Origin of the sequence: Longimicrobium sp. (genome assembly GCF_036399255.1) — a bacterium.
Lineage (GTDB): Bacteria > Gemmatimonadota > Gemmatimonadetes > Longimicrobiales > Longimicrobiaceae > Longimicrobium.
This window is the reverse complement of the sequence record NZ_DASWNM010000122.1, coordinates 84,331-108,467: the sequence shown is the minus strand read 5'-3', so window position 1 is coordinate 108,467 and position 24,137 is coordinate 84,331. Positions and strand designations below refer to the sequence as shown.

The following is a 24,137-nucleotide window of genomic DNA, read 5'->3' as shown; positions in this document are numbered from 1 at the left end:
GGTGAAGGGGTGAAGGGGTGAAGGGGTGAAGGGGTGAAGGGGTGACGATCGTATCCTGTTCACCGAAGCACCAGGACGGCGAAACAATCGGTGTCGTTTCGTTCCTCTGTGGCCTCTGCGGCCTCTGGCTGAGACAAGTCTTTTTCTCGGTTTCGTATAGATGCGGATGCGCGGAGGCGCGGAGAGGAACGTTGCTCTCCGCGCCTCTGCGTCACTGCGTGGGGCAAGTCTTTTCGGGAGCGGGGATATGGATCATCCTGCGCGGCCCGGAACGTGCCATCCAGCGTTCGTTGAGCCGCCTGTTTCCGGATCCGGGGGCGGGCGGCTTTTCGATGACCCAGAAGCACGAGAAAACGATGATCAATCGATATCCATCCCTTGTCCTGGCCGCCCTGCTGCTGGCCGCGTGCGGCGGCGACGAGGAGGCGGCGCCCAAGCAGCCCGAGCCCAACCCGCCCGCGCAGGACGCGGCGGCGGCGCGCGCGCAGGCGGTGCAGGTGGCGTGGAACCGCCGCATGGCCGCCATGTCGGCCGAGGAGCTGAACCGCGCGCGGATGGACATGAGCTGGCAGGAGGTGGTGCAGCTGGACCCCGCGACCGGGCCCGACATCCCCAACCCCGAAAAGTGGGAGCAGATCACCGCCCAGACGGTGAACACGGCGCCCCAGCACGTGCCGCTGCACGGCGACGTGGGCGGCCCCTCGGTGCTGCGCACGCAGATCCTGCTGGACCGCGCCCTGTTCTCGCCCGGCATCATGGACGGGCGCTGGGGCAAGAACACGGCGGAGGCGCTGTACTGGTTCCAGCGCCGCGAGGGGCTGCGCGCCACGGCCCGGCTGGACAGCGCGACCTTCGCGCGGCTGCGGCAGGTGGCCGGCAACCCGCGCGAGCTGGTGGTCCGCAGGACGATGGCGGAAGAGGACGTGAAGGGGCCCTTTACGCCCATCCCCGAAGACATCTACGAGCACGCCAAGCTGGACTGCTCGTGCTACGAGTCGCTGACGGAAAAGCTGAGCGAGACGTACCACGCCACACCCGACCTGCTGCAGCAGCTGAACCCCGGGGTTGACCTGGACAACGTGACGGCCGGGCAGCAGCTGTACCTGCCCGCCGTGCGCGGCGAGGACGCCCGCGGCAGCGCGCAGGTGGCCAAGCTGGTGGTCTCGGGCCGCGGGACGTACGTGCACGCGCTGGATTCCGGCGGGCGCATCCTGTACCACTTTCCCTCGACGCTGGGCGGCGCGTACTCGCCGTCGCCGTCGGGCGGCTTCACGGTCAACGGCGTAACGCAGGACCCGTCGTGGCACTACCAGCCCGACATCCTGGTGGGCGTGCCCGACAGCGAGCCCGACGCCATGATCCCCGCCGGGCCCAACGTGGCCGTGGGCAAGGTGTGGATCGACCTGTCCGAGCCGCACTACGGCATCCACGGCACCAACGAGCCGCAGACCATCGGCTACGCATCCAGCAACGGGTGCGTGCGGCTGACCAACTGGGACGTGGAGTTCCTGTCGCACCACGTGCGCGCCGGCGTGCCGGTGGAGTTCCGCGACATCAGCGGCCAGAAGCAGGCGGTGGATCCGGCGAACGCCGAGGCCGCCGCGGCCGCCACCTCGTCGTCCACCTCGGGTTCGGCGGCGCCGGCGCGGCGCTCGGGCGCGGGGAGCAGCGCGACGGGGGCGACGGGCAGCGGCAGCGGCCGCGCGTCCACCACGCCGGCGACGCCCAGCCGCCGTAGCGGAACGTCGACGCCCGCGGCGGAGGCGCCCAAGGGCCGCGCGCGCACCGAGCCGTCGCAGCCCAAGGCGTCCGAGACGCCCAAGGCCGCCGAGCCGGCCAAGGAAGACGAGCACGCGGGGCACACGCCGCTCCGCTGAGCCCGCGGCGGGCACAAAAGAATGGGCCTCACACGGAGTCAACGGAGTCAACGGAGTTTTTCTCTGCTGACTCCGTCGACTCCGTGTGAGGCCCGATCTTTTCAGGGCGCGTTCTTCAGGCAGCCGCCGGGGGGGTTGATGCAGGCGGGCACATCGCTTGCGCCTCCCGGGCACGTTTCGGTTGCGACGCTCATCTTTCGGAAGCCAGAGATGTCCGAGATCCCGCGCGAAACGGTCCTCCGGGCCGTGCTCCCCCTCCTTTCCGAAGCGTTCGCCGCACATCACCCGGGCGCATGGCGGCGGATCGCCATGGGCGCGCGGGCCCTCACCGCCGCCGCGGCCGCCGCATGAGGCGCGGCTTCGAGGGGCTGATGGTGGGCCGGACGCTGTCCGGCCGCTACGAGGTGATCGACGCGATCGCCCGCGGGGGGATGAGCGTGGTCTACCGCGGGCTCGACCGCACGCTGGGGCGCGAGGTGGGGGTGAAGGTGGTGTCGCTGGCGGCCTCGTCCGACACGGCGCTGGCCAACTTCCGCGAGCGCTTTCGCCGCGAGGCCGCCAGCGCCGCCCGCATCCAGCACCCCAACGTGGTCCAGATCTTCGACTACGGGACCGATCCCGAGCTGGAGCTGGACTTCATCGTCATGGAGCTGATGCGCGGGCGCGACCTCAAGGAGGCGCTGCGCGAGCGAAAGCTGACGTTGGCCGAGTCGCTGCGCATCCTGGCCGACGCGGCGCGCGGGGTGGCGGCCGGGCACCGCGCCGGCATCGTGCACCGCGACGTAAAGCCCGCCAACGTCTTCCTGGTGGGGGACGGCGACATCGACGGGGTCAAGATCCTGGACTTCGGCATCGCCAAGCCGCTGGAGGACGACCCCGAGCACGCGCTGACCACCATCGGCAGCCTGCCGCACTCGCCGGCGTACGCCTCGCCCGAGCAGCTGGACGTCACCCGCCCGGTGACCGCCGCGTCCGACGTGTACCAGCTGGGCTTGATCGGCTACGAGATGCTGGCCGGCCAGCGCCCGTACAACGAGGACGAGCGTGCCGCCGTCCGCGGAGGCGAGGACGTGCCGCTTCCCACGCCCGAAGCGTGGCTCGACGTGCCGCCGCACATCCGCGAGGTCGTCCAGCGCGCCCTGCGCCCCCGCCCCGCGGACCGCTATCCCGACGCGGCGACGTTCGTGGAGGCGCTGACCACCGCCCAGGCCGACGACGCCACGGCCTTCCACGCCGTGCCGCCGCCCGTGGTGGAGGTGGACTCCGATTCCACCCAACTGATGGAGGGCGTGGACGACGTCCGCGTCATCAGCCCGTCCGCCAGCACCCCGCCGGCCGCCGAGGCCCCGCCCGTCGTCGTGGCTCCGCCCGTCGTCGCGGCTCCGCCCGTGGTCACGCCGCCCGTCGTGGAAGCAGCGCCCGTGGTGGAGCCGACGACGGCATCGGCTGCTCCGGTGCCGCCCGCCGCGCCTGCGACGCCCGCTCCGGCCGTGGATGGGGCTCCCGCTCACCCGCGGCCGGACGGGATTCCGGTCACGCCGCCGTCCATGCGCCGTCCGGGGTTTGCGGGCAACAAGGCGTTATGGGCCATCCCGCTGCTGCTGCTTCTCGCGGTAGCCGTCTGGGCGACCCGCCGCGGCGGCGGCGACGATCCGGCCCCCGTGGCCTCCGCCGACAGCGTGGGCGCGGTGATGCAGGACAGCGGGCGGGTGGCGGCGCTGGACGAGGAGTTCCTGCACCTGGAAGGCGTCGCCGGGCAGTCCGCCGCTAGCCAGCAGGCCGCCGCGCCGACGCCGGCGGGCACGGTGCCGCCAGCCACGGTGCCCGGCGCGGGACCCGCCGCAACGCTGCCGCCCGCGCAGACCCCGGCCGCGCAGCAGCCCGCGCCCACGACTCCGGCGGCGGTGATGGCGCAGGCCGAGACGGAGATCCGGGCCGCCGTTGAGGACCTGAACAAGGCGTGGGTCGAGGGTGACATCAGCCGTCACATCTCGCACTACGGCAGCCGGGTAGACTACTACAACTCCAACAACCTGGCGCGCGTGGGCGTGCGCCGGGACCGCACCCGCGACCTGCGGCGCTACGACGACCGCCGCATCGGCATTCGCTCGATCCAGGTGCAGTGGCAGGCGCCGGACCAGGCGCGGGTGCTGGTGGACAAGGAGTGGATCTTTGGCGGCGACGGACGCACGCGGCAGGGGCGCGGGATGCAGGAGTACGTCTTCAAGCGCGACGAGGACGACGGCAAGTGGTACGTAGTCTCCGAGCAGCTGCTGACGACCAGCGAGGCGCGCTCGAGCGGGGACCAGTAGGGGGCGGGGTAGACGGCGGGATTCGAGCTGCGCCGGACGGGCGCCCCCTCCGGGCTCGCATTACTCGCCCACCTCCCCGAACTTCGGGGGAGGTTGGGGTAAGGCGGGGTTGGGAGACGCTACGGACGGTGTCGGATCGCGCCCGACAGGGGGAACATCATCCCGGCGTGCGCCCGCGGGAGCGAATGAATTCGCCGCGGGAAAATCGCAAAGTCCGCCTGCGCGGACTCGGCGGCCCGGCGGTTTGCGGCATCCGATGCACCGGCGCGTCCGCAACCGGGAAACAGAAACCGTGCGCATGACAAAGGGCTGACCGCAGAGGCGGTCAGCCCTTGTTCTTCTTTTCCCTGCCCTTGCCTTTGCCCTTTTCCGCGTCCCTGCGCCGTTCCTCCTGGTTGCGCCGCGCTTCCTCCCTGCGCTTCTGCTCCTCCTTTCGCCATTCCTCGTCCCTGCCCCGCGCGTTGCCGTTGCCGCCGCGCGGGGCCTCACGGGAAGCTGGGATGCGGGAGATGGACAGCGGAGCCGCCGCGCCTCCGCCACCGTCCCCTTCCCGGAAGGATTCGGCGGATGTGCCCGGATCGCCTTCATCCGCCTCCACGTCGTCGCCGGCCGCGGCGCCGATGCGGGTGGGGAGCGTGAGGCGGGTGGCGAGGACGTAGCCTTCTTCGAAGCGGCCTTCCACGCGCAGGGAGTCGCCGGGCTCCAGCGTGGTGGCGTCGGCGCCGCCGCCGTCGGTGCCCACCACCTGCGTGGACGGCCCCACCACCACGCGCAGGTCGGGGAGGCGCGCGTCGTCGGGGCGCAGCAGCAGGGCGCCGACGTCCGACGACCAGGCCAGCACGGCGCCCCGCGCGTCCACCTCGCGCGGAACCCGGCCGGCGGGCGCCATCCGCAGGCCGTTCACCGTCACCACCGGCCCGCCGTCCAGCTCTACGGAGCGCGGAAAAGCCAGGCCGGACTCCGCGTCCACGCGCAGCCCCTGCAGCGCCAGGCGCATCCCCGGCCCCAGGCCGGACACGTTGAGCACCGCGGCCGTGTCGGAGCCGCGCATCAGGCGCAGGCTCACCGGGCCGGGCGTGAGGTCCGCTAGGCGAAAGCCGCTGCTGTCGGCGGGCTCGCTGCGCTCGGACTCCACCACCCACACGCCGGTGGCCGCGAGCCCCGGGTGAAAGGTGCCTTCCACCACCGCGCCGTCGTCTCCGCCGCCGCACGCCGCCAGGGCCAGGGCCGCCGCCATCCATCGAATCCGCATGGAGCGCCACCGGGGGCAGCAATCGTGCCCATCCGCATCCCGCGCCGCGCCGCTCATCCCTCCCCCGCGGGCTTCTTGAGCCGGATGTGGACGACCTTCTCCACCGCCGCGTGCACCACGCCCTCCCCATCCACCAGCTCCACCCGGTACGTGCGGTCCACCGACGGCGCTTCCGCCAGCGCGGCGCGGATGGCGTCCAGCTCCGCGTCGTCCAGCACGAAGCGCGCGTGCAGCGTGGTGCGGCCGGGGCGGCGAAAGCGGATGGACGCGGCCTTGTCCCACACCACGTAGCGCGGCCCCAGCACCTGGATGAGCATCACCATGTAGATGGGGTCCACCGCGCCGTACATGCTGCCGCCAAAGATGGTGCCCACGTAGTTGCGCGTGCGCCGGCTCAGCGGCAGGCGCACGCGGATCTCCCGCCAGTCGCGCGCGATGTAGGTGATGCGCCCGCCGGTCCCGCGGTACGCCGGGAACCAGTTGAAGCCCACACGGATGAGGCGGGTGCGGATGGACTCGGGCATGGGGAGGGGAGAAGTACCTAGTACCTAGTTTCGAGTGCCGAGGATCAGGTGCTTGTGCCGGGCGGGTGGATTCATGCGCGAGCTACTTGGCACTTGGCACTTGGCACTTGGCACTGGGCACTCCACACTGCCGTTCTACAGATTCTTCACACACCACGCGTGCACCCGGTCCATCTCCGCGGCCACGTCTTCCAAGAACGCGGCGCCGCTGCTTTCTTCCGGGTTGGGCAGGCGCAGGCCGGCCAGCTGCACGGCGCGCGCGTGGTCCGCCACCAGGTCGCGGGCGCGGCTGCTGGCCAGGTACGGGCTCCACCCGTGCTCGTCGGCTTCGCGCGCCCAGCAGTCCACGTCCGCCAGAAAGGCGAACACCACCGACCAGTAGCGCCACGGCGGCACCTCGGGCGTGCGCGACGCCGTAAGCCGGAACAGGCGCAGCACCGCCGCCCACGCCGTGTGGTCCGCCAGGTACGTCACCGGCGCGCTGTCCATGCGCTCGATGAAGCCCGCCATCGCCATCTCCTCCGCCGCGGTGCGCATGGCCCGGCCGGAGTAGCCCGTGGCCGCCGCCATCAGGCTGACGGACGCGGGGGCGCCGCGCAGCCCCAGCAGAAACGCCAGCAGGTCGGCCTTTGCGCCCACGCCGAACCCCGCGCGCAGCCGCAGCAGCAGCGCCGGGCCCTGCGTAAGCCGCAGCGGACCCAGCGGGGTCTCGCGCGGCGGCGGACGGTCGTCGGGCGCGGGGCCGGCGTGCGCGCGCCAGCGCCGGTCGCCCGCCTGCGCGGCGAACTCGCCCAGCGCCTCGCGCACGGAAAGCGGAAAGGCCTCGGCCAGCGACGTCATCCGCTGCACGCTCAGCAGCGCCGACCCGCGGCGTGCCCAGGCGAACACCAGCTCGTCCAGCCGCTTTTCGCGTCCGCGCAGCGACATCGACAGCAGCACCAGCGCCTCGGCGTCCACGATGGCCCGGGGGCGCCGCTCGGGCGATGCGGCGGCGGAGGCCGCCAGCGCGCTCCACTGCGCCCTCGCCACCTCCGTCCCCGTGCGCCGCGCCCGCTCACCGATGCTGCGGACGAGCCCTGCCGACATCTGGAATCTGCTTCACGAGTGGATGGAGAACGCGCGGGAGAGAAGATAATGTTCACGATGAAGGAACATAATATTCACCGCAAGCACCGTCCAGTGAACCCCCGAGCCGCGCGTCGATCCGACTTCCTGAGAGGGTGTTCCAGCCCCCAGCTCACAAAGAAGCGATGACTTCCTGAGGGAGCGCACCACGTGCAACCCGATTCCACACAACCGCCTGCGCGCGAGGCTATCGTTCAAAACCGTCTGCGCGGCGCCTCTCTCAAAGGGTGTTGCTAAACCTCAAATTCATAACGAAGCGGTGACTTCCTGAGGGAGCGCATCACGTGTAACCAGAAGTCACACTACAGATTGCGCGCGACCGAAGGACCTCGTCCCGGTGGCGCAGGGGCCAGATCAGGGTACGGGGACCAGCCCCGTCGTTCTGCTGGCGAGGTCCTTCGGTCGGCGCCAAAGTGCAGTGTAAAAGCGAGTTGCGGAGCGGCGCCTCCCTCAGGAAGTCAATCACGCTGGATGTTTGGCAACACCCTCTCAGGAAGTCAATTCCCTCTCGGGGGACGGATTCACATTCATACGCGAAGCGGCCCCGCGACGGACGCGGGGCCGCTTGCATCCAGCCGGCGTGCGTTCAGTCCTCCGCCTCGGGAAGCGGGGCCGGGGCGGAATCGTCGGGGGGGAGGGAGTCGGTTTCTTCCAGGCGCTCGACGAACACCCGGCGCACCCGCTCCATCAGCGCGTCGCCCTTGAGGCCGGCGGGGTCGACCGGCGGCTCGAAGTAGACGTGGATGGTGGCGGGGCGCACCAGGAAGGTGTCGGGGCGCATGATGTCGTAGCTGCCGGTGACGATGGTGGGGACGATGGGGATCCCCGTTTCCTGCGAGAGCACGAACGCGCCCTTCTTGAACGGCAGAAGCCGCCCCGAGCGCGAGCGCGTGCCCTCGGCAAAGATCACCACCACGCTCTTCTGCTCGCGCATCTGCTCGCCCGCCTTGCGCAGCGAGCGCGTGGCGCTGTCGCGGTTGCTGCGGTCGATGGAGATGTGCCCCGCCACCCGCCACGCCAGCCCGAAGACGGGGATCCGCTCCAACTCCTTCTTGGCGACGAAGTGGTAGTCCACGGGGAGCTTTGCCGCGATGGCGAAGATGTCGAACCAGGAAACGTGGTTGGCCACCAGGATGAACGGCTCGCCGGGCGTCACGTGCTCCACCCCGTGCAGCACCGCGTCGGAGCCGCTGGCCCACAGCGCGACGCGCGCCCATGCCCGCGTCATGCGCACGTACACCGGCCCGCGCACCCCCACCAGCGCCATCAGGATGGCGCCGCCCCCCACGAACATGGTCCCCCAGAACATCCAGAAGATCATCCAGACCGCCCGCAGCGAACCGAGGATCACGCGTCCCCCCGCCCGAAGTGTTGCCAGGCCGCGACCCCGGTGGGCCGCCGGCGCCCCTCCGCATCCACGAACCACACCCCGTCCCCGCCCCCCAGCTTGCCCACGCACGTAAGCCGCACCCCGAAGGCGCGCGCAAACCCGTCCACCAGCGGCGGCACCGCCCCCACCGGCGCCGTGAAGCACAGCTCGTAGTCTTCCCCCCCGCCCAGCGCCCGCCGCAGCGAGCGCACGCGCGACCGCTCGCGGGCCGCCGGGTGCACCGGGATCAGCTCGGGCACCAGCATCACCGCCACCCCGCTGGCCGCCGCCAGGTGCCCCGCGTCGCCCACCAGCCCGTCGGACAGGTCAACCATGGCCGTGGGGACGCCATGCGCCGCCAGCCACTGCGCCTCGCGCACCCGCGGCACCGGGTGGGCAAAGCGCTCCCGCGCCGACGGCTGCGGCGCGCGCTCGGCCAGCAGCGCCTCGACGCACGCCGCCGCGCCGCCCAGCTCGCCGGTGACCCACACCTCCTGGCCCGGCCGCGCGCCGGAGCGCAGCACGGGGCGCGGCGCCTCGCCCACCACCGTCACGTCCACCACCAGCGGCCCCGGCGAGCGCGTAAGGTCGCCGCCCAGCAGCGCGCCGCCCGCCTCCTCCACCGCCGCGCGGCACCCCGCCATCACCGCCGCCGCGAAATCCCCCGCGTCCCCCGCCGGCGCGGCCAGCGAGACCAGGATGCCGATGGGCCGCGCCGCCACAGCGGCCAGGTCGCTGAGCGCCGCCGCCGCCGCGCGCCACCCGATCTCTTCCGGCGCCAGCCAGTCGCGGCGAAAGTGCACGCCTTCCACGCTCATGTCGGACGAGAGCGCGATGCCGTTTCCCGCCACCACCGCACAGTCGTCGCCGGGCCCCACGCGCACGTCCTCGCGCTCCCCCTGCGCCTGCCCCGCCAGGAAGCGGCGGATCAGGTCGAACTCGGGCCCCGGCGCCAGGCGGACCGGCGCGTCGGGGTGGGGGCGGGGGTGGACGGAAGGGCTGGTGCGCATGGTGGAGGAAGATAAGTGCGAAAGTGCGAAAGTGCGAAAGTGCGGAAGTGCGGAAGTGCGGAAGTGCGGAAGTGCGGAAGTGCGGAAGTGCGGAAGTGCGGAAGGAGGTGAAGGGGTGAAGGGGTGATGAGGTGAACCGGTGTGTTGGCGCCGGGTTCGTCCCACGCCGCCTCGCCACGGGTTGAAACCAGTGGCTGGAAATGCCATAAGCCCCGTCTCGACTCGCTACGCTCGCCGAACGGGGCTTCACCTGCTCGGGTCGGCAAAGACCGGCGCAACGCGCAAGACAAGCGCGTGAACAGGCCGCCGAATCGCGGAAACGCGCCAGTGGCATTGGCGGATTATACCCTCTCCCGCCTGCGGGAGAGGGTGCGAGCCCAAGCGAGCGGGTGAGGGCCTCCGCCGACGCAGTGCGATCCTCGCTCCGAGCCTCGTCCCGCTCACCCGCTCACCCGCTCACCCGCTCACCCGCTCACCCGCTCACCCGCTCACCCGCTCACCCGTTCACCCGTTCACCCCTTCACATCACCCTTGACACTCCCCCACCCCCTCCCCTACTGTACTAGTGTGACTAATACACCAGTACACATCACACACCTGTGCTGATCAACCTGGACCCGTCGGACGAGCGGCCGCTGTACCAGCAGATCGTGGACGAGGTGCGCCGCGCGCTGGTCCTGGGCACGGTGGCGGCGCAGGACCCGCTGCCCTCCGTCCGCGCGCTCGCCACGGAGCTGCGGGTGAACCCCAACACCGTCCAGCAGGCGTACCGCGAGCTGGAGCGCGCGGGGATCGTCTACTCGCGCCGCGGGCAGGGCACCTTCGTGGCCGACCCCGGCACCGGCGAGCGCGAACTGCTGCTGCGCGACGTGGCCGAGCGCGCCCTCAAGGACGCGCGGCGCTACGGCATCGAGGCCGACGAGCTGGCGGACGCCATCCTCCGCGCGGCGGAGCTTCATCCCTCCACCCCTTCGACCGCAGGCGATTCATGAGCTTCCCTGCCCTCCCCACCCATCTGGACGGCGCCGAGCTGGCGATCGAGACCCGGTCGCTGATGAAGCGCTTCGACGGCACTCGCGCGCTGGCCGGGCTGGACCTGGAGGTGCCCGCCGGGGCGGTGTACGTGCTGGCCGGCCCCAACGGGTCCGGGAAGAGCACCGCCATCAAGGTCCTGCTGGACCTGGTGCGCGCCGACCGGGGGACGGCGCGGGTGCTGGGGATCGAGACCACCGCGGATCCCGCGCTGGCGCGCGCGCAGATCGGCTACGTCCCCGAGACGTCGGAGACGGGGTACGAGTGGCTTACGGCGGAGCGTTTCCTTCGCCATCACGCGGCGTTCTTCGAGACGTGGGACCCGGGCTACGCCGCGCTTCTCTGCCGGCGGTTGAAGGTCCCGCTCCGGGCGGCTATGCGGGACCTTTCCAAAGGGGCGCTGCGCTCCGTGATCCTGGTGAGCGCGCTGGCGCACCGCCCGCCGGTGCTGCTGCTGGACGAGCCCACGGACGGGCTGGACCCGCTGGCGCGTGAGGAGCTCATGGCGCTGCTGGTGGACCACCTGGCGGACGCGCCCACGACACTGCTCTGGTCCACGCACCACGTGCACGAAGTGGAGCGCATGGCGGACCACGTGGGGGTGCTCCGGAATGGACGGCTGGTGCTGCAGGCCCCGCGCGACGAGGTGCGCCTGCGGCTGCGCCGCTACCGCGCGGGAGTGCCGGAGGGGTGGACGGGTGCGCCGGAGCTGAACGGTGAGGTGCTGCTGCGCGAGGGGGACGGACGCGAGGTCGCGCTGACCGTGTGGGGCGAGGAGCGCGAGGTAGCGGAGAGGCTGGCGGCCGCGGGCGCCACGGTGCACGACGCGTCGCCGCTCTCGCTGGAAGAGGCCACGGTGGCGCTGCTGCGCGCCGGGAGGCGGGCGTGAGCGCCCCGGCCCTGCACCCGGCCGCCCGCCTGCGGCCGGTGCTGCTCGAACGCCTGGAGCGCCAGCGAGGGGCTCATTGCGTTGGCGCATTGGTTCTGGCGTCGTTGGCCGTGTGGCTTCGCGTGGACTCGGTCCAGGTTACCTACTCGGAAGCGGTCTTTGGCGTCCTGCTGCTGGGCGTCTATCTCCCGGGCATGCAGGAGATCGGACCCGGGGGTCGCGTCTGGGACGCCACCCTGCCCGTGAACCAGGCCCTGTACGCGCGGGTCCGCCTGGTGTGCGGCGTGGCGTGGGCGGCCTTCCTGCTGGCGGTCGTGGTCGGCCTGTACGCCGCCCTCTTCGGAGATCCTGGACACCCGGCGTGGTACCCGCTGGCCCTTCTGGCCTGGGGGCTCACCTCTCACCTGCTGACCTCGGCAGTGCTCCTGCGCTCCAGGTATCCGGCTGTCGGCGCGCTCTGCGTCGTGGCCGTGCTCGTCGCCGGCGTGTCCCTCCTGCTGGCGTGGATCTTCGAAGAACCGGCGGAGCTCGGACGGATGGGGGTGACGGCGGTGCTCACCCGGACCGCGCTCCCGCTGGGGCTTGCGGGCGCCGCCGCGTTCGCCGTCGCGCGCTACCCCGCGAGTGCCCTCGGGCCCGCGGGTCCAGCGGCCCAGCGCGCACGCGCACCGCGCCGGGACCTTGCCCCTGCGCTCCCGATCCGCCCCGCGTCACCCCCGGTCTGGCGCGGCGGCCCCGCGCGCCCGTCCGCCACCCTCACGATCCTTTGGCGGCACTTGGGGCTGATGCGCCGCTTCACCATCGTGCCGGCGCTCACGCTTCTGGTCATGATACCGTTCACCGTGACGGAGCCGATCCTGGATCTGAACGAGGGCGGGGAGGGCCCAACCGTTCGCTCGTTCGTGGAATCCACGGGACTCGGCGAGTGGTGCGCGTTCATCGCGCTCTCCTGGACGGTGCTCGTCTGGCTGGCCGAGCGCAATCATCGGCGCCGGTGGAATGACACGCTTCCGGTCGACGCGGCGAAGCGGAGGGTCCTGCACGCGACCGCGGGCGCGCTCTGGCTCCTCCTGTTCGTCACGGTCGGGGTGGCGGTGTGTCTCGGCAAGGCGGCGGCGGCCGGGATGCTCGACGCTCCCGCTGACGCTCCGGCGTGGCTCTGGCTCGGGCTCTCCATCAGGACCCTGACGCTCTACCTCGCCGCCACGGCGGTTTTCTTCTGCACGTGTGTGGCGCACCGGGCGCTGCCATTGTTGGGGCCGTGTCTGTTCCTCAACTACGGTATGAACATCGTGGAGAGCCAGGTGCCCGTTGGCTTCGCGAACGCCGGCCCGGCGGGATGGAGCCACGCGGTTTCGGCCCTCTGGCTCGTGCTGTACGCCGCCGCGGCCGCGGGAGCGGTCACCCTGGAAGACTGGGCCCACCGGTGCAGCCGGATCCCCACCCTTCGCGAGATGCGCGGCTTTCTCCATGGGTGGGCGGGCACGCGGCCGGGCCCTTCGCTCCACGGCCACGCTGGGCGGTAAGCGCGAAGTGGGGGAGGCGATCCCCTGATTGCGTCCCTGCTCGTCCAATCGTCACCGAAACAGGCTCCGAAACGACCGCCACCTCCGTATGCCGGCGCGTCCGCGCTGCAACCTTGATCACCCGACCCACACCCGTTCCATGAGCTTTCCCACGCTTCCCACCCGCCTGGACGGCGCCGAGCTCGCCATCCGGACCCACGCCGTCACCAGGCGCTACGCGCGCGGCTCCGTGGCCCTGGACGGGCTGGACCTGCAGGTGCCCGCAGGCGCCGTGTACGTGCTGGTGGGCCCCAACGGCGCCGGCAAGAGCACCACCCTCAAGGTGCTGCTGGACCTGGTGCGTGCCGACGCCGGCACCGCCACCGTGCTGGGGCTGGACACCGCGCTGCAACCGGCGACGGTGCGCGCGCAGATCGGCTACGTGCCCGAGGTGGTGGACACGGCGTACGGATGGCTGACCGTGCGCGGCCTGCTGAAGCACCACGCGGCCTTCTTTCACGCCTGGGACTGGGAATACGCCGACGCGCTCTGCAAGCGGCTGGGGCTGCGGATGGACGAGCGGTTCCGCGCGCTCAGCAAGGGCGGCGCGCGCAGCGTGGCGCTGGTGACGGCGCTGGCGCACCGCCCGCCCGTGCTGCTGCTGGACGAGCCCACCGACGGCCTGGATCCGCTGGCGCGCGAGCAGCTGAGCGAGATCCTGATCGAGCACATGGCGGACGCGCCCACCACCATCCTGTGGAGCACGCACCACGTGCACGAGGCGGAGCGGATGGCGGACCACGTGGGCGTGCTGCGCAACGGCCGGCTGCTGCTGCAGGCGCACGTGGACGACGTGCGCCGCGGTCTGCGCCGCTACCGCGCCGAGGTGCCGGAGGGGTGGGCCGGCGCGCCGGGGCTGAACGGCGACGTGCTGGTGCGCGCCGGCGCCGGGCGCGAGATCACCTGGACGGTGTGGGGCGACGAGCGGCAGGTGGCCGAGCGGCTCTCCGCGTCCGGCGCCACCGTGCGCGACGCCGGCCGCCTGTCGCTGGAGGACGCCGCGCTGGCGCTGCTGCGCGCCGGGGAGGCCGCGTGAGCGCCGCCGCCCTGCGCACGCCCGCGCGCTGGACGGACGTCGTCCGCGCGGAGGCCGCCGTGCTGCTGCGCTCCCGCGGGACCGTGGGCCCGTTCCTCATCGTGCTTCTTCTGATCCTGGCCGGCGGCCTGCCCCGGACGATGGTGACGCAGCTGGGCGTGCTGCTGTTCTTTCTTCCCCTGCTGCAGTGGCGCGGAAGCGCGGGGAGCCGGTCCCTGGACCAGGCGCTCCCCGTGCGCGCGGTGGCGTACGAGGTGACCCGCGTCGCCTGCGGCGCGGCCGGGGCGGCCATCATCCTGTGCGCCATGCTCGGCGCCTTCGCCCTCGGGCTGGTCGTGGTGGGCATGGGGGCCGGCGGCGAGGTCCGCATCGACGGCGCCTGGGTGTGGCTGGCGGTCGCCTTCGCCAACGGGATGACCGCGTACCTGCTGGGCTCCGCGATCATGCTGCGGGCGCGCCGGCCGGGCCGCGTGCTGGTCGGCGTGGTCCTGCTGGGGATCGTCATCGTCATGATCGTGGGGATGAAGGTCCCCCTGTCCTCCATGCACACCCGCTACCTGCCGGATGGTACCATGCAGGTGACGTATCAATCCCTGCTCTCCCCGTGGACCGCGCTCCTCCGGCTGGGCCTTGCCGCCGCGGCCGTGTGGCTGTCGGCGTGGGTGGGCCGCCACCAGGGGAGCGCCGGGATTCCGCTGTGGGGCCGCGACCGCGGGACGGCGGCGGCGCGCCCCCTTCAACCCGCGGCGAGTGGCCCGTGGAATTCCGTCCCCCGCAAGCCCGCGGCGTGGGGCTCCGTCGCGATGCGGCAGCTGCGCGTTCAGGCGCGGCGGATGACGTGGCCGCTGCTCGCCACGGCCGTGATCGCGCTCTCGTACGCGGGTCCGCTGTCGGGGTCCGCGCTGTTCGCCGCCAGCTTCACCCTCCTCCTCCTCCCCGCGTTCTTCTGGCCCGCGCTGGTGTGGATGGACGAGCAGCCCGGCCGCGAGTGGGACCAGTCGCAGCCCGCCGGCACCTTTGGCCGCCGCCTGCTGCACGCCGCCGCGGGGCTGGTGTGGCTGGAGGCCTGCACACTGCTTCTGCTGGCCGGCCACGTCGCCGGCGCGGCGCGGGAAACGTCGTCCCTTGCCGGGTGGGTGGACGGATGGGTGCTGCCGGGGGTGCCGATGGCGGTGATGGCGGCCTACTGCCTGGGCACACTGCCGGCCATGCTGGCCCGCCGGCCCATCGCCTGGGGGATCGCGATCCTGGTCGTGGCCGCCGCGGTCCGGCAGGCGCTCGGTCCCGGCTCGGCGCTGTCGCCCGTGCGGGTGCTCAGCCCCCTTACCGCGCAGCCATTCGACTGGTCCCTGGCGGCGGCCCTTGTCTGGCTCCCCGTCCTCGCCGCGCTGGCCGTGCTCGCCCTTCGCCGCCGCGTCCACCTGGACCGCCAGGGCCGCTTCGCCACCTGACGAAAGAGGCCTGACAGGGAATAGGGAATAGGGAATAGGGAATAGGGAATAGGGAATAGGGAATAGGGAATAGCCGGCAAAGGCGGGCCGGATGCCTACTGCTGGCCCAAGTTCCGTGAGCAAGGGTCTGCGCAGCAGGTGGGGAACTCACACGAAGTCATCGGAATCAGCAGGAGAAAACTCCGTTGACTCCGTTGACTCCGTGTGAGGCATTTCCTTTGAGAACCGCGGGCACGCTCCGGATCACCTGCTCCGGAAAAGAATCGCCACATACCAGATCCTGAAAAAGAATCATCGTACAGAGGAACAGAGTCAGACAGAGAAAGCGAGCTGAATATCATCTTTGCTCCTCTGTCTGACTCTGTTCCTCTGTACCCATGAAGGCGTCGTTTTCCCGGATTCGGTATCACGCAGAGGAAGCCACTCTGCTTCTTCTGCGCGAGACAAGTCTTTTTGCGGATCCGGGATGAAACGCGAAAGGTGCGAGAGCGCCACGTTCGCACTCTCGCACCTTCGCACGCTCGCACTCCGCCGTTCAGTACGCCGGCGGGTCGCTGGCGGGGAACGACTCGATCGAGCCCTCGGTTACCTTGCTCTCGTCGTCGGCCTTGCGCTGCGTGACGGGCGCGGAGGTGACGGCGGGCGACACCGCCTCGGGCTTTTCCTTGCCGCTCAGCAGCTGGCGCAGCACGTACTGCAGGATGCCGCCGTGGCGGTAGTACAGCACCTCCTGCGGCGTGTCGATGCGCACCAGCGCGCGGAACTCCCGGGTCCCGCCGTCCTCGGCCGTGGCGACGACGGTGACCTCGCGCGTGGCGAGGTTGCTGCCGATCACCTCCGTCACCCCCTGGACGTCGAAGGTCTCGCGCCCCGTCAGCCCCAGCGACTCCACGTTTTCGCCGGGCATGAACTGCAGCGGCAGCACGCCCATCCCCACCAGGTTGCTGCGGTGGATGCGCTCGTAGCTTTCGGCGATGGCGGCCTTGATCCCCTGCAGGTACGGCCCCTTGGCCGCCCAGTCGCGCGACGAGCCGCTGCCGTACTCCTTGCCGGCCAGCACCACGAGCGGCGTGCCGTCCTGCTGGTAGCGCATGGCCGCGTCGTAGATCGTGGTGATCTCGTCGTCGGGGAAGTAGGTGGTGAATCCGCCCTCCACCCCCGGCGCCAGCGCGTTGCGAATGCGCACATTGGCAAAGGTGCCGCGGATCATCACCTCGTGGTTGCCGCGGCGGGCGCCGTACGAGTTGAAGTCGCGGACGTCCACCCCGTGCTCGATGAGGTACTTGCCGGCCGGCGAGTCCTTCTTGATGGACCCGGCCGGCGAGATGTGGTCCGTCGTCACCGAATCGCCCAGCAGCGCCACCGCCCGCGCCCCGGTGATGTCGCTTACCGTGGCCGGTGCGTCGTGCGCCATGTCGTGGAAGTACGGCGGCTGGCGCACGTAGGTGGAATCATCCGCCCACTCGAAGCGGTTGCCCGCGGGGACGGGCATGCTCTTCCAGCGGTCGTCGCCCTCGAACACCGCGCCGTAGCTGCGGGCGTACATGGCGCTGTCGATGGACGACTGGATGGCGCTCTGCACCTCGATGGTGGTGGGCCAGATGTCCTTGAGGAACACCGACCGCCCCTCGGCGTCCTCGCCGATGGGCTCGTTGTACGGGTCCCAGTCGATGCGCCCGGCGATGGCGTAGGCGACGACGAGCGGCGGCGACATCAGGAAGTTGGCGCGCACGTCGCTGTTGATGCGCCCCTCGAAGTTGCGGTTCCCCGAGAGCACCGAGCAGGCCACCAGCCCGCGGTCCTGGATCTCCTTCGCGATCTCTTCCGGCAGCGGCCCCGAGTTGCCGATGCAGGTGGTGCAGCCGTAGCCCACCACGTTGAAGCCCAGTTCCTCCAGGTACGGCAGCGTGCCGCTCTTCTCGTAGTACTCCGTCACCACCTTGCTCCCCGGCGCCAGCGACGTCTTGACCCACGGCTTGCGGGTAAGCCCGTGCTCGCGCGCCTTCTTGGCCAGCAGCCCCGCCGCCATCATCACCGATGGGTTGCTGGTGTTGGTGCAGCTGGTGATGGCCGCGATGACCACGGAGCCGTGGCCGATCTGCTCGGCGCCGCCGGAGGGCGACGCGTTGGCGGCCTCCTGCGCCGCCTCGCCGCTGCCCGAGCCCTCGCCCCACACGCCCACCTTGTCGGTGCCCGCGCCCACGTCGGCGTTGGCGGCGTCCTTCTGCGACTTGGGCGCCGGGCCGCCGGCCGGGATCAGATCCGGCAGCGCCTCGGCGAACGCCTTCTTGGCCTTGCTGAGGGGGATGCGGTCCTGCGGGCGGCGCGGGCCGGCGATGCTGGGCTCCACCGTGTTCAGGTCCAGCACCAGCGTGTCGCTGAACATGGGCTCGGGGCTGTCGGCGCTGTGAAAGAGCCCCTGCTCCTTCATGTACGCCTCGACCAGCGCGATGCGCTCTTCCGGCCGGCCGGTGAAGCGCAGGTAGTCCAGCGTCACCTGGTCGGGCGGGAAGATGGCGCAGGTGGCGCCGTACTCCGGCGACATGTTGCCGATGGTGGCGCGGTCCGCCAGCGCCAGCGACGCCACGCCGGGGCCGTAGAACTCCACGAACTTGCCCACCACGCCCTTCTTGCGCAGCATCTCGGTGACGGTGAGCACCAGGTCGGTGGCCGTCGCCGCCTCGGGTAGCTCGCCCTCGAGCCGGAAGCCGATCACCTCGGGGATCAGCATGCTGATGGGCTGGCCCAGCATGGCGGCCTCGGCCTCGATGCCGCCCACGCCCCAGGCCAGCACGCCCAGCCCGTTCACCATGGGCGTGTGGCTGTCGGTGCCCACACAGGTGTCGGGGTACGCCAGCGGCAGCCCGTTCTCGCCCTTTGCCAGGTTGGGATTCTCGTCCGTGGAAAAGACGACGCGCGACAGGTACTCCAGGTTCACCTGGTGCACGATGCCGGTGTTGGGCGGCACCACCTGGAAGTTCTGGAACGCCTGCTGCCCCCAGCGAAGAAAGGCGTAGCGCTCGGCGTTGCGCTGGTAGTCCAGCTCCACGTTCTGCTCGAACGCCTCGGCGGTGCCGAATGCGTCCACCTGGATGGAGTGGTCGATGACCAGCTCCACCGGCTGCAGCGGGTTGATGCGCGCCGGGTCGCCGCCCAGCGCCGCCATGGCGTCGCGCATGGCGGCCAGGTCCACGACGCAGGGGACGCCGGTGAAGTCCTGCAGCACCACGCGCGCGGGCGTGTAGGCGATCTCGCGGTCGGGCGGGTCCTTGGGGTTCCACCGCGCCAGGGCGAGGATGTCGTCGCGCGTCACGGTGACGCCGTCCTCGGTGCGCAGCAGGTTTTCCAGCAGAATGCGCAGCGAGTACGGCAGGCGGCTCACGTCCACCCCTTCACCCTGCAGCGCGTTCAGCCGGTAGATCTGGTACTCGCGGCCGCCCACGCCCAGCGTGGAGCGTGCCCCGAAGCTGTTGCTCATCAACGGTCTCCTGTCCCGGTATCCTTAGGAAATAGGGGCGTCCCCGCCGCCCGCACGCACCCGTCCGCACCACCCGCGCCGCGAGACGCCTGCAGGCGACAGTTTAGCCCCTCGCGCCCCCGCCGGAAAGTCGCCGCACATGCAAATCCCCTGCACCTTTCGTCGCACGCCCCGATTCGCCCGGAGCCGAGGGAACGAGGCTCGACGGACAGAACCGAACTGGCGCCCGCGAGGTGCCCCTCCCCCGGCCCCTCCCCGTTCGTTCCTCACGGAGAGGGGAGAATTCGATCCCGCTTCGGACGGTCCACGGCGTTGGCCACGTCCTCTCAGAGTGCGTCTAAGAATCCCCTGCGCTCGCGCCCGTCTGTCATTTCGAAGGAGGCGCCACACCGCACCATCGGGCTCGCACGAAATCCTGCGCGCCGACTGAGAAATCTACTGTCTGCTGCTGGTGCCCCGCCGCACCGCTCCGGCACTGGCCCTGTCCGCCCGTGTCGTAGCCGCGAAGCAGGCACGTGCTACCGCGTCTGCCCTCCAGCAAATCCGACAGGGGATTCCTCGGCCCTGCAACCCCTGGTGTGAAAGCAGCTACGGCGTGGCCGGGCCTCGGAATGACAGCGCTGGTGGATCTGCCTGGATGCGCAGCGTCGGATTCTTGAACACATTCTCAGCCACCCACGCGGCAGGCACTTGCCCCCGCACCACGGCCTCCAGTCCGCGAAGGCGGCCTTCGTGTGGTTGTTGCAGCGAATTCATTCGCCCTTGCCGCCTTGCCGCCAGCCCCTCCCGGCACTCACGCTCCCCCGCGCCGCGTGCGCAACGGGGGCCGGTGCGTTATCGTACATCCGCAACCCGAAATCCCGGCGGGCGCCCGGGAGAAACCGACGCAAGCGCAGACGAGCGTGGATGATATCCGGATGAGCCGCGAAGTGATCCTGATCAGCGACAAGGTGCTGATCAAGCCGGAAGAAGAAACCAACAAGACGCCGTCCGGCCTGTTTCTGCCGCAGGGGGTGCAGCAGAAGGACGAGGTGATGAGCGGCTACGTGGTGAACACCGGCCCCGGCTATCCCCTGGGCGAAGCCGCCACCGACGGCGAGCCGTGGAGCGGCCGCACCCGCACCGAGCTTCGCTACGTTCCCCTGCAGGCGCAGAAGGGCGACTTCGCCATCTTTCTCAAGGCCCCCGCCGTCGAGGTGGAGATCGACGCCAACAAGTACCAGATCGTCCCCCACAACGCCATCCTCCTCCTGATCCGCGACCGCCTTCCGCTTCCCTGAGCCGGAGAGCACGCATCGAACGGCGCCCGGAGAGACGGCGCCCGGGGAGAATGGCCGAGCGGCGCGAGAATCATCCTCGCGCCGCTCTCGTCATCCAGGCCTGGCCCCGCAGCCGATCCGAAGCCGAGTTCACCACACCTGCCGTTCGTCACCAGGCCCTCCGCGACAGCGACGTCGAAGCCGCGGTCGAATTCGGCCATCTCGGCCACGTATTCCGGATCGCTGGCGGCTTCCCCGCGGGCCGCGTACAGCCGCTCGCGACGCCCATCCTCCGGTGGCTCCACCATCGGCTCCTCGTCCCATGGGCTCCACGGCCCGTCCAGGGACTGCGGCCAACCGTTCGGCGCAATCGGCACGCACTGCGGAGTGACCGCCCGCGCGCCGGACGAATGCAAGACGCTTTCTTGTGTTGCGGCAACGAAAGATGCGCGTTCCGGAGACGCGCCGGGGGATGGGAACTTCCGTTTACGCGAATTTGTCGTATATTGATTGATTCCTTCCTTTTACCCCCTCCGCGAAGTGCAGGTTCTCCGATGTTCGACGTTCGTACTCCCCTCCTGATCCTCCACATTGCCGTCGGCACGGTGGCGGTGGCCGTGGGCATGGTGGCGCTGCTGGCCCGCAAGCCGGTGGGCGCCCCCGGCAAGGTGCACCGCAGCTCGGGACGCGTGTTCCTGATCTGCCTGAGCGTGGCGCTGGTCAGCGCCATCCTGCTCACCGTCATCCGTCCCAAGGCGTACTTCGTGGGCCTGACGGCCTCGTCGCTGGTGTGCCTGTTCTCGGGGTGGCGCGTGCTGGGCCGCAAGCGCCCCGACCTGCGCGCGGCCGACCGCGCGAAGCTGGCGGACTGGGCCGTCGCCGGCGCCACCTTCGCCACCGGCGCCACGCTGGTGGCGATGGCGTCGATGGGAATGCTGGGCCGCAACGTGGTGATGTTCTACGCCATGGGCAGCGGCACCATGATGTACGCGGGGTACGACCTGTACCGCTTCATGCGCCCGCTGGGCTTTCCCTTCTCGCCCGACCTGTGGCTGTACGAGCACCTGGTGAAGATGATCGGGGCGTACTTCGGGGCGGTGGCGTCGTTCTCGGGGAACGTGCTGATGCTGCTGCCCGAGCCGTGGCGCCAGCTGTGGGCCATCTCGCTGGGCCAGTTCCTGGCGGTGGCGCTCACCATTCGCTACGTGCGCCTGATGCGCCGTCGCCGCGGCGAGCGCCTGGCCCGGGTGGAGGAGCGTCCCTCCGTGGCGCGCCCCCGGTCCGAACCCGCCGAGGTGCTGCAGCCGGCGTGACCGTCCGGTCAGGGATCGTCTTCGGATGATGCAAAAACGGCGCGGAAGCCTCCATGGCTTCCGCGCCGTTCCGCATCCGGCCAAGACCGGTCAGGACGCTTCGCCGCTGCAGTGGGCGGGGATGCAGGTGAAGGTGCACGACAGGCCGCAGGTCTCTTCGTGCACACAGGTGCCGATACAGCTCTCCACGCCGGAGTCGCACACCATCGGGGAGCAGCTGTCGGGGTCGGATGCATGTGCGGCGACGGTGCCGCCGAGCGCGTCCGGCGCGGAGTCCGCCTTGAGCGAGGCAACGGCCAGGTCTTCGATGCGCAGCCTGAGCTTCACGGAGGCCTCTGGGAGGGGGTTGGATACGCGATGACACGATCGGGATGAGCCGAAGACCCGCGCGATCGCGGGCCGCTCCCCACGATCGGCGATCTGAACGCAGAGTTCAACCCGCCACGCCGTCCAGACGCACTGCGGATTGCGGAATCGGGATCAGAACCCCGCCAGCGGAACGCAGCGCTGCTCTTCGAAGTTGCGCGGCTCGATCTGGATGGTGAGGTGGTGCAGGCCGAAGCGGTCGTGCAGCATGCAGTGCAGGTCCGACAGGATCTCGCCCGATTCGCGGCGCAGGGCGCGCTCGCCCACCACCACGTGGCCGCTCATGGCGTCCAGCCCGCTGGTGATGGTCCACACGTGCAGGTCGTGCACCTCTTCCACCCCCTCCACGTCCAGCATGGCCCCGCGCACCGCTTCGAGGTCGATGTGCGGCGGCGTGCCCTCCAGCAGCACGCCCACGCTGTCGCGCAGCAGGTGCCACGACGAGTACAGCACCAGCACCGCGATGGCGACGGACACCGCCGGATCGGCCCACATCCACCCGAACGCCCACACCGCCACGCCGCCCAGGATGGCGCCCACGCTTCCCAGCGCGTCGGTCAGCATGTGCAGCCAGGCGCCGCGGATGTTCAGGCTGTCGTCCCTGCCGCCGTGCAGCACCATCAGCCCCACCACGTTCACCGCCAGCCCGCCCGCCGCGATCCACATCACCGTGAGCCCCATCACCGGCTCCGGCGCGTAGAAGCGCTTGACGGCCTCCACGAAGATCAGCACCGAGATGGCGATGAGCGTGGCGGCGTTGGCCAGCGCGGCCAGGATCTCGGTGCGGTAGTAGCCGTAGGTGCGCCGGTCGGTGGCCGGCTTCTGCGCCATCCACAGCGCGAACAGGGAGAGCGCCAGCGCGCCGACGTCGCTGAGCATGTGCCCCGCGTCCGCCAGCAGCGCCAGCGAGTTGCTCATCAGCCCGCCGACCAGCTCCGCGACCATGTACACGGCCGCCAGCGCCAGCGTCCACGCCAGCCGCTTGCGGTTGCGCGCGGACGCCACGCCGTGGGAGTGCCCGTGGGCGTGGGAATGTCCGTGGTGGTGGTGATGTCCGGCCATGGGGAGGGATCGTGGCGAGAGTCGAGCGCTTGGGGTGAAGGTACCTGGTGACCTAGTACCTAGTACCTAGTACCTAGTACCTAGTACCTAGTACCTAGTACCTAGTGCGCAGCGACAGGTGCCGGGGTGCATCCGCAGTACTCGGCACTCGGCACTAGGCACTTGGCACTCGAAACTAGGTACTCGGCACTCGACACTAGGTACTCGGTACTTCCTCTGGCTCCGCCGCCGGCCCGGCGCCGATCCGCACGCCGCGCACGATCAGAAAGATCCCCAGCACGATCATCGCCAGGCTGAGCGTCTGGCCCATGGTCAGCGGGCCCAGGACGGTACCCACCGGATCGCCCGCGTCGGTGAACTGCGCGTCGGGCTGGCGGAACAGCTCTACCAGCGAGCGCAGCAGGCCGTAGCCCAGCACGAACACGCCGCCGTACGTCCCCGGCGCAAGGTCGCGCCCGCGCCGCCGGTTCCACGTGTACAGCCCCCACATCACCAGGCCCAGCAGCAGCCCCTCGGCCAGCGCCTCGTACAGCTGCGACGGATGGCGCAGGGGTACCATGGGGGCCACCTGGTCCCACAGGCCGGTCTGGTACGCGCGCTCCAGCAGCAGCTCGCGCTCGCGCATGGTGCGCCCGGCGGCGGCGCCCGTCAGCCGCATGGCGATGGGATCGGTGGGAAAGCGCACCGCCCACGGCACCGCGTCGGTGGTCACGCGGCCGTACAGCTCGCCGTTGATGAAGTTGGCCATGCGCACGGCAAAGATCCCCGGCGTAACCCCCAGGGTGATGCAGTCGCCCAGGCGCAGAAAGGGAACGCCGTGCTGGCGCGCGAACCACCAGCCGCCCGCGATGGCGCCCGCGAACCCCCCGTGAAAGGCCAGGCCGCCTTCCCAGATGCGGATGATGCGCGCGGGGTTCGCCGCGAACGAGGCGAAGTCGTAGAAGAGGATGTAGCCCAGCCGCCCGCCCAGGATCACGCCCACCACCAGCGCGAACACCAGGTCGCCCACCTTGTCGGGCGAAAGCGGAAGAAAGCCGCGGCGGGCCAGGCGCCGGAGGATGAAGTAGCCGGACGCGAACGCCACCATGAACATGATCCCGTACCACCGGACCGGAAAGCCGCCCGGCAGGTGCAGGGCGACCGGGTCGATCCGGGGAAACGGGATCTCCATCAGCCCCAGCGGGGCCGCGTTGAAATCCACCGTCGGGGCGGCGGAG

General features: G+C 70.7%; 19 protein-coding genes. 10 read left to right on the top strand and 9 right to left on the bottom strand.

Translation table 11 applies throughout. The features are described from left to right. The first annotated feature begins 356 nt into the window (after positions 1–356). From VGC13_RS22850 to VGC13_RS22840, 3 genes are all read left to right on the top strand, one after another. A complete protein-coding gene (locus VGC13_RS22850) occupies positions 357–1,877 on the top strand; it encodes a L,D-transpeptidase family protein (protein WP_331127614.1) in 1,521 nt (506 codons plus the stop codon). Between the two features lie 210 nt (positions 1,878–2,087). After that, positions 2,088–2,228: a hypothetical protein gene (locus tag VGC13_RS22845; protein WP_331127613.1), complete on the top strand. Its 141-nt coding sequence runs from the start codon at positions 2,088–2,090 to the stop codon at positions 2,226–2,228. After that, entirely contained in the window at positions 2,225–4,189 is a 1,965-nt protein-coding gene (locus tag VGC13_RS22840; protein WP_331127612.1) for a serine/threonine-protein kinase, read from the top strand. The genes VGC13_RS22845 and VGC13_RS22840 overlap by 4 nt, the downstream gene beginning before the upstream one ends. A gap of 325 nt (positions 4,190–4,514) precedes the next feature. Here the strand turns inward: VGC13_RS22840 and VGC13_RS22835 are convergent, their stop codons facing one another. From VGC13_RS22835 to thiL, 5 genes are all read right to left on the bottom strand, one after another. Further along, the gene (locus tag VGC13_RS22835) at positions 4,515–5,426 is read right to left on the bottom strand and encodes a hypothetical protein (protein WP_331127611.1); all 912 of its coding nucleotides are present in this window, start codon (positions 5,424–5,426) and stop codon (positions 4,515–4,517) included. Positions 5,427–5,494: 68 nt separating this feature from the next. Then, complete coding sequence (locus VGC13_RS22830) at positions 5,495–5,965, bottom strand: DUF4442 domain-containing protein (RefSeq protein ID WP_331127610.1); 471 nt, start codon at positions 5,963–5,965, stop codon at positions 5,495–5,497. Positions 5,966–6,100: 135 nt separating this feature from the next. Further along, the gene (locus tag VGC13_RS22825; protein WP_331127609.1) at positions 6,101–7,051 is read right to left on the bottom strand and encodes a hypothetical protein; all 951 of its coding nucleotides are present in this window, start codon (positions 7,049–7,051) and stop codon (positions 6,101–6,103) included. 625 nt (positions 7,052–7,676) lie between these two features. Beyond that, positions 7,677–8,411 carry a lysophospholipid acyltransferase family protein gene (locus tag VGC13_RS22820; RefSeq protein ID WP_331127608.1) on the bottom strand — a complete coding sequence of 245 codons (735 nt, stop codon included), beginning with the start codon at positions 8,409–8,411 and terminating at the stop codon, positions 7,677–7,679. A 26-nt stretch (positions 8,412–8,437) separates the two neighbouring features. After that, the gene (gene thiL, locus VGC13_RS22815; RefSeq protein ID WP_331127607.1) at positions 8,438–9,469 is read right to left on the bottom strand and encodes a thiamine-phosphate kinase; all 1,032 of its coding nucleotides are present in this window, start codon (positions 9,467–9,469) and stop codon (positions 8,438–8,440) included. A gap of 599 nt (positions 9,470–10,068) precedes the next feature. Here thiL and VGC13_RS22810 point away from each other — a divergent pair. From VGC13_RS22810 to VGC13_RS22790, 5 genes are all read left to right on the top strand, one after another. Further along, entirely contained in the window at positions 10,069–10,461 is a 393-nt protein-coding gene (locus VGC13_RS22810) for a GntR family transcriptional regulator (protein ID WP_331127606.1), read from the top strand. Further along, positions 10,458–11,390, top strand: coding sequence for an ABC transporter ATP-binding protein (locus VGC13_RS22805; RefSeq protein WP_331127605.1), 933 nt, complete (start codon positions 10,458–10,460; stop codon positions 11,388–11,390). The genes VGC13_RS22810 and VGC13_RS22805 overlap by 4 nt, the downstream gene beginning before the upstream one ends. Beyond that, complete coding sequence (locus VGC13_RS22800; protein ID WP_331127604.1) at positions 11,387–12,916, top strand: hypothetical protein; 1,530 nt, start codon at positions 11,387–11,389, stop codon at positions 12,914–12,916. Before VGC13_RS22805 ends, VGC13_RS22800 begins: the two co-directional genes overlap by 4 nt. A gap of 139 nt (positions 12,917–13,055) precedes the next feature. Next, on the top strand, positions 13,056–13,991 hold the full coding sequence (locus VGC13_RS22795; protein WP_331127603.1) for an ABC transporter ATP-binding protein: 936 nt from the start codon (positions 13,056–13,058) through the stop codon (positions 13,989–13,991). Beyond that, on the top strand, positions 13,988–15,442 hold the full coding sequence (locus VGC13_RS22790) for a hypothetical protein (protein ID WP_331127602.1): 1,455 nt from the start codon (positions 13,988–13,990) through the stop codon (positions 15,440–15,442). Before VGC13_RS22795 ends, VGC13_RS22790 begins: the two co-directional genes overlap by 4 nt. A 535-nt stretch (positions 15,443–15,977) precedes the next feature. On the opposite strand, the gene acnA is transcribed toward VGC13_RS22790, so the two are convergent. After that, positions 15,978–18,920: an aconitate hydratase AcnA gene (gene acnA / locus VGC13_RS22785; protein WP_331127601.1), complete on the bottom strand. Its 2,943-nt coding sequence runs from the start codon at positions 18,918–18,920 to the stop codon at positions 15,978–15,980. A 917-nt stretch (positions 18,921–19,837) separates the two neighbouring features. Between acnA and VGC13_RS22780 the strand changes: the two genes are divergently transcribed. Together VGC13_RS22780 and VGC13_RS22775 are read left to right on the top strand one after the other, a co-directional pair. Then, entirely contained in the window at positions 19,838–20,200 is a 363-nt protein-coding gene (locus VGC13_RS22780; RefSeq protein WP_331127600.1) for a co-chaperone GroES family protein, read from the top strand. A 533-nt stretch (positions 20,201–20,733) separates the two neighbouring features. Further along, a complete protein-coding gene (locus VGC13_RS22775) occupies positions 20,734–21,492 on the top strand; it encodes a hypothetical protein (RefSeq protein ID WP_331127599.1) in 759 nt (252 codons plus the stop codon). 90 nt (positions 21,493–21,582) lie between these two features. Here the strand turns inward: VGC13_RS22775 and VGC13_RS22770 are convergent, their stop codons facing one another. The 3 genes from VGC13_RS22770 to lgt all read right to left on the bottom strand — a co-directional run bounded on the left by VGC13_RS22770 (position 21,583) and on the right by lgt (position 24,121). Continuing rightward, positions 21,583–21,819, bottom strand: a complete 237-nt coding sequence (locus VGC13_RS22770) for a hypothetical protein (protein WP_331127598.1) — start codon at positions 21,817–21,819, stop codon at positions 21,583–21,585. Between the two features lie 153 nt (positions 21,820–21,972). Then, entirely contained in the window at positions 21,973–22,920 is a 948-nt protein-coding gene (locus tag VGC13_RS22765) for a cation diffusion facilitator family transporter (RefSeq protein WP_331127597.1), read from the bottom strand. A gap of 196 nt (positions 22,921–23,116) precedes the next feature. Further along, positions 23,117–24,121 carry a prolipoprotein diacylglyceryl transferase gene (gene lgt / locus VGC13_RS22760; protein WP_331127596.1) on the bottom strand — a complete coding sequence of 335 codons (1,005 nt, stop codon included), beginning with the start codon at positions 24,119–24,121 and terminating at the stop codon, positions 23,117–23,119. Positions 24,122–24,137 lie beyond the last annotated feature (16 nt).